This window comes from Verrucomicrobiota bacterium, from assembly GCA_037139415.1.
Lineage (GTDB): Bacteria > Verrucomicrobiota > Verrucomicrobiia > Limisphaerales > Fontisphaeraceae > JBAXGN01.
This window is the reverse complement of record JBAXGN010000089.1, coordinates 24778-30777: the sequence shown is the minus strand read 5'-3', so window position 1 is coordinate 30777 and position 6000 is coordinate 24778. Positions and strand designations below refer to the sequence as shown.

General features: G+C 59.3%; 3 protein-coding genes. 1 reads left to right on the top strand and 2 read right to left on the bottom strand.

The features are described from left to right. The coding region (locus WCO56_16245; protein ID MEI7731129.1) for a hypothetical protein at positions 1 to 248 on the top strand (248 nt) is incomplete at its 5' end. Here the strand turns inward: WCO56_16245 and WCO56_16240 are convergent. Beyond that, positions 235 to 3048, bottom strand: coding sequence for a glycosyl hydrolase (locus WCO56_16240; GenBank protein ID MEI7731128.1), 2814 nt, complete (start codon positions 3046 to 3048; stop codon positions 235 to 237). The genes WCO56_16245 and WCO56_16240 overlap by 14 nt on opposite strands. Before the next feature lie 150 nt (positions 3049 to 3198). After that, positions 3199 to 5898, bottom strand: a complete 2700-nt coding sequence (locus tag WCO56_16235; GenBank protein ID MEI7731127.1) for a right-handed parallel beta-helix repeat-containing protein — start codon at positions 5896 to 5898, stop codon at positions 3199 to 3201. Positions 5899 to 6000 lie beyond the last annotated feature (102 nt).

Sequence of the window (6000 nt, the reverse complement as noted above, 5' to 3'; positions counted from 1 at the left end):
GATTGCGCCAGGGATTTTTATTAAAAACCCGTCCCAGTGTCGAAAGTTCGGTTAACGTAACCATGGCTTTACTGGCGCTTGGTGTCATTTACCTTGCCATCACTCGAAGATTTCAGCTTCGGTTCCAGCCACGAAGTATTACCGTGATTTTGATCGCAATTCTCGCTGGTGTGATGACTTACTGTGCACTTCCAAAAACGTCAGTCACATTGACCCGTATGCCAAGAATGTACCTCAGAAATCCCTGACCACCTGCGGTAAGGCGACGCTGAATTCGAGGTGGTCGCCTTGCTGGCCGAAGTGGCCGCCCCAGCCGATGCGTATTTCGGTGATCGCGTCCAGATCCAACCGGCCATTGTCGTCCTTGGACCAGCCAGCCAAACTAAAATTCTGAATAGGCAAATACGTGCGATTTAGCCCCGGCTTGCCAAGTGAGCGACCGGAATTGGCCAAGTAATCCGCCCCGCCCTTTTCGTGAAGCATCACCAGAAGCTGCGGTCCGGTTGATTGATTGTCCGGCACCCACGTATCAATCACCACGTACTCGGTGCCGGTCAGGTCCAAGCGGTTGGTGTAGGGCAGGCGCAGGAACAGATGGGTGTCCACCTGGCTTTTCGTAAGGACACCGATGGCGCGCCAGGCAGGTAATTCCCGTGTGGAATGCGTCGAGTCCGGCGCGACTTGCTTCTGCACAAATTCGCCGCCGGAGACCTGTGCCTGGGTCGGAGCAATCGGTTTGGACACCAAGCCCGGCAGGGCACCGGTTTTTAGCGGGCTTTGCGTCTTTGCCGCAGCGGTGGCGGACAGGGAATCCTTGGCGTGAAAGAACACCGCATCGTAAGGTCCCAGCTTGAGCGCCAGGTTTGCCGCACCCGCCACAGGTTCCATCGCGCCGGTGGCCGGATGCCACAGGGCATACGACTGCGGACCACTGGCCAAGGCACGCGGGAAACTGACCGTTCCCGACCAGGCTTCCGCGCTGTCATTGATTAGGTAATCAAAATGGTTGCCGGCATTGCCCCGGTGGGTGGTGCGCAACGGCGAACGCTTATCGCCGACCAGCAATCTTGGCGGCACGATCTTCTTCAACAGGCGCGGGAGTAATCCCTCGGAGCCGCTGGGCAGGAAGATGCCACCGCCGCCCGCCGGGTTGGCCTGAACGTACGCGATACTCGGATTGGCCCCGAATATTTCCCGGGCAAGCTGCTGGACGCGCGGGTCCGGAAACTCTTTTTCACTGTTGGCCGGCAAAGCGCCCAGCGCAACCGCCACGCCACCCGCCCGCACAAACGCGGCCAGGTTTTCCCACGCCGCCAGCGGCAAGGTATCCACGGCGGGAAGGATGACCATCCGCCATTCCAGATTGCCATGCACCAGCCGCTTGGATTGCGCCTGGGCGGCGGCCAGCGCGGTAGAATCAATAATGGTATAATCTTGCCCGCTGCCAAACAGAGCGTTCACCGTGGAAACGTAGGTGCTCGCGATCTGTTGGGCAGCCGTAGCGTCCTGCACATAGTGGCGGGAAGGAATAAAGCGCGGCCAGAGGCTTTCGGTGGGGTACACCACGGCGAGATCCGCCTGCTGCGGCAGCCCGCGCAGCATGGCGCAGCACCGGCCCACCCATTCGTTCAGGCGCAACAATTGCTCCTGGGTGAGATCCTTGTAGCTGTAATAACTCGTGAAACAGTTCACCCCGCTGACCATCTGCCGATTGAACGTGCCGCGCATTTCAGCCTCGGTCACCACGCGGACAGGACGTTTGTCACCGGGCGAACGGTAGCGCTGGGAGTGGTCCGAGGTCTCGCTCATGACCAGGGTGCGCCCGTGCAATTCACCTGCGCTGGAGAGCAGGCGCGCGATGTAGTGAGGCACCTCGGGCGGCAGACTGGTCAGCATGTCAATACCGGGAGCATCCAGACGCCGGATGCAGCGGTAAAAGTCGCCATACGAGGCCACCTGGTAAAGCAGGCTTTCCTCGAACAACAAATGGCCGCCGGATGCCACTTGGTGTTGGCGGCACCAGTCCTGAATCTGGCCAAAATAGTTCTCAGAAACCAGTTCACCCACGGTAAGCCAGAAATCATAGCGTGCCTTCGCCCCTTCCGGTCCGGCCTCGGCGATCAGGGCGGGGATTTTCGGTACCAGATCGTAACCGCGCCGGCGCTTGAATTCCACCGGCAGATTCGGCGCCCAAGGCAGAACGCGATACGGCATGGGCGAGAGGAACAAGCTCATCAGAGAGGGCTCATCGGTGAAGGTGGACATGAACCATTTCCCCAAATTCGCATCCAGGCGATCCGCGTAACGCTGGTGGGTGGCTTTGAGAAAATAGGCGGTGGGTTCCGGTTGCAGCAGGTTCACGTAGGGGATGTGCGCATACACGTTGTGGTCGGCGTGGGTGCCCTCATAAAGGTGATCCTCGGTGATCACCATGACGCGCCATTGGCCCGGAGCGGGCTGCCAGGTGAGTTGCTTGTTCGCAATTTTTCCGGCCAGGTCCAAGCGCCCCGCCAAATCAATCCGCCCACCCTGAATGGGAAAGGCCGCCGCCAACATCAGCGAGCCGGGAGGAACTGCCAGCGTCACGTTGGTCCCGGAAGTCTCGGCATCCGCGATCAGCAAACCACGCGCCTCCCATTCGGGATGATCCCGCAGCACAATGCCCCCGGCATTGCCCGAGGGATACCCTTTTTCGTCATAGAGCCACAGGAACAGATTCTGTTTCTTCGCATCCTTGACGACTTGCTGGAAGATATTCCAGTTGGTTTCATTTTCCACGTAACCCTTATCAAACGGCACATTGCAGGCCATGCCGCCGAAGCCATTCGTGACCAGCCATTGGATCTGTTTATCCTGCGCCTCGGTGGCAGCGGGCCAATTGTGGATGAGCTTGAGAATGCGGAACTCCGCCGGCGGGTTCTTGAATTGCGCCTGCTGCTGTTGCTCCGTTGGAGAATTCTCCGAAGTGGCGGTGATGGCAGGCAAAAGGATGGTCAGGAGAAGCAGGCAGGACAGCGAGAGTGTTCTCCCGAACGAAATTTCGCGCATGAACCTGAACTCCGAAGTCCGAAAACCGAGGACCGAAAGAACTCCGAAATACGAATTCCGAAACGGAGGGTTAGGGATAGTGCCCATTGTTGTTTTGTCGCTGTATATTTTTCCACTTCGATTTCGGGATACAGAGTTTGCTTTGCTCTATCATTGCTCGCCCGGTTTGCCGGAGACCAGTGGCTTTTCCCGCGCGCCCTCCGCTTCGACAATCGGCCAGGTGGCGCGCAGGGGATCCTGATACGGGCCGAGCTTCTCCACCGGGATCGGCTGGAAGCCGAGCTTGAAGGCGGGCGATCCGGCTTGCAGCCGGTAATCGTCCTTGGCGGCGTTCACGAACAGCGGGTCGGCAACCACGGAGTTCCGATCCATCCCGGCCGATTGCCAGGCGGCCCACTCATCCAGCGCGGCCACTTCTTTCAGGGCAACATCCGTCACCAGCAGTGCGCCTTTTTCACTCTGATAGTCCACCCGCACACAGAACTTCTTCATTTTCTCGTGCCACCCTTTTTCCCCCTGCGACGGAACGCTGAAGACGAACTCGAACGGCTTCCAATCGGTGCCGGCTTTGACATCACTGGGACTGCTGCTCCAGAAGTAGGCGTTGGCCACATACGATTGAATCATCAGGCCGGCCTTGGCGGACGGTTCAGTGGATTTGATGCGGGCCGAAAGTTTGTACTGATGCCCGGGCTTGAGTTCAAAATCCTTGCTGACCACGATGGGGTAATTGTCACGTGGCTTCTCCTTGTTGAAGGCGGCATCCACGCGCAGAACGCGCTTCGCGCCGCCCACATTTTCCACGAGCGCCGCCTTGGCCGTAGGCAGCGGATGGATCTGCCAGCGCCAATCCGCAGGCAGCGCGCCCGGCGTGCCTTGCTCGAATCCCGGGTTGGGAGCGAAATTCCCGGACAACTCTTTCCCGGCGGATTTCTGCCCGGTCAGGATGGGTTGGCCGAAATGCCACACCAGGTTCGAATCGCATTGGTTGTGATCAAAGGGGAAGTTGCGGAAGCTGACGTATTTGGACTGCGGCTCCCGGTACTGGACGATGTTACGGAAATAGGCGTTGCCGGACATGATTTTGTGATCAGGCAGCACCGCGTTGGTGGGATGCAACTGCATGTTGCGCATGTTAGCCCAAGCCGGCTCGTTCATGACGGATTCATAGCCCTTGATCATGGTGGGCAGATGATCCTTCCACATGCGATGGGTATCCGACCAGCCGTTGCATTCCATCTGCTGGAGCTTGCCGTCCACAAAGATATTATTCTCGATGTGGTTGTCGCGCCCGTTATGCAGGTGGATCAGACCGCGAATGGCGCGCGCCACAATGTTGCCGTACACGTCCACGCCGCCGGTATTATCGTCGAGATAAATGCCCCAGGCGTAATGCGGCGAGCACCAGTGCCCGTTCTCATAGCCGTAGCCGAGGATATCGTGGAAATAATTATAGCGGATCACCGTCCCCCGGGAACCAATCCAATCGCGCCCGCCGGTATAGACCGCGCCGGTATCCGCCGTTTCAAGGTCCACGTGGCGGATGTGATTATATTCGAGCACCAGGTTGTTTCCGCTGAAGAGAATACCGAAGCGCGGGCAATCATGAATCAGGTTGTGCGAGGCGCGGTTCCCCACGCCGGTCAGGGAAACGCCCACCCCCTGCTTGTACGAGACGCCCGTGTGGTGAATGTAATTATTGTCGGCGAAATGCTCGGCAGAGATGAGCTTCTTGCGGTCGCCGCCGTTCAGGGAGATGGCGTCGCGGCCAATCTCATAGAGGTCGCACCCGGTCACCCCGTTATGGAAACCGCCGTTCACCACCACCCCGGAACCGCCGTAATCGCCGACATTGCGGACCGTGCAGGCGGCAACGAGGCAGTTGGTCGCCTGCGTGAGCACCACCGCATTGCCCTCGGCACATTCAAACGTGAGGCCTTGCAGCGTCAGGTTCGCCACGCCCGCGCCCACTTCAACTATGGTGCGGATGCTTGGCGCCATGACCGACCTGCCTTGCAGGGGCGCCGGCGGCCAGAAATAGAGCGTGGCGGTTTGCTTATCGAGATACCATTCGCCGGGCGCATCCAATTCCTCCAGGGCGCCACGGAAATAATACCGGTCGGCGGGCCGGATGGCGTACGAGGCGTCACGCGTCAGGGTGATGTGGCGGGTGGCGGCATCCAGCGACTTGATGCGGACAATGTCATTCCACCAGTTGTACCGGGCAAAGACGAAAACCTCGACCTCCTCCGGCTTGGCCCAGTTGCGGAGATCAGCGGGCTTGCAGTTGAAGGAGACTTTATCCTCGCCGGGGACTTCGGCATACATCGGCACGTATTTGCCATCCGCATACGCCCAACCGCCGCCGTAGGGATTCTGCGGATCGTAGTTGGGATAGCGGGCTAGGTGCTGGCGCTTGCCATCGAAGATGAGCTGGCGGAAGTTCACGCCCTTGAAACCTTGCGCGCCGACGTCGGCCTTGAGGATTTGCCCCTTGTACGGGGTGAACCCGGTAATCACGCGGCCGCCCATCAGGATGGGCTTCTCATTCTGCCAGGCGCGCCAGACCACCGGAGCGGCGGGAGTGCCGCCGTCCTGCGCCGCAAACTTGAACCCCTGCGGCAGCGAATAGATGCCGGCGTGGAGATAGACGATCACCGCCTCGGCGGCGCCGGTCTGCTTCAGCTTGCGGACGGCATCGCGCGCCTGTTCCAGCGAGGCGAACGGTTTTGCTTCAGTGCCAGGATTGGCGTCATTGCCGTTCGGGGCGACATGGAACGTCGCGGCGGTAATCGAGGTGACTCCGGCACAAAGGATGCCAGCGAGCATGGGGGACAAGAAGGGGCGCATAAAGAGTGGGGAATGGTTAACGATGTGGTTTGCTTGTGGTTTAACGTGCGGTTCAGAATCCATTGAAATCCGAAGCCCGAACACTGAATCCCGAAAGAATTC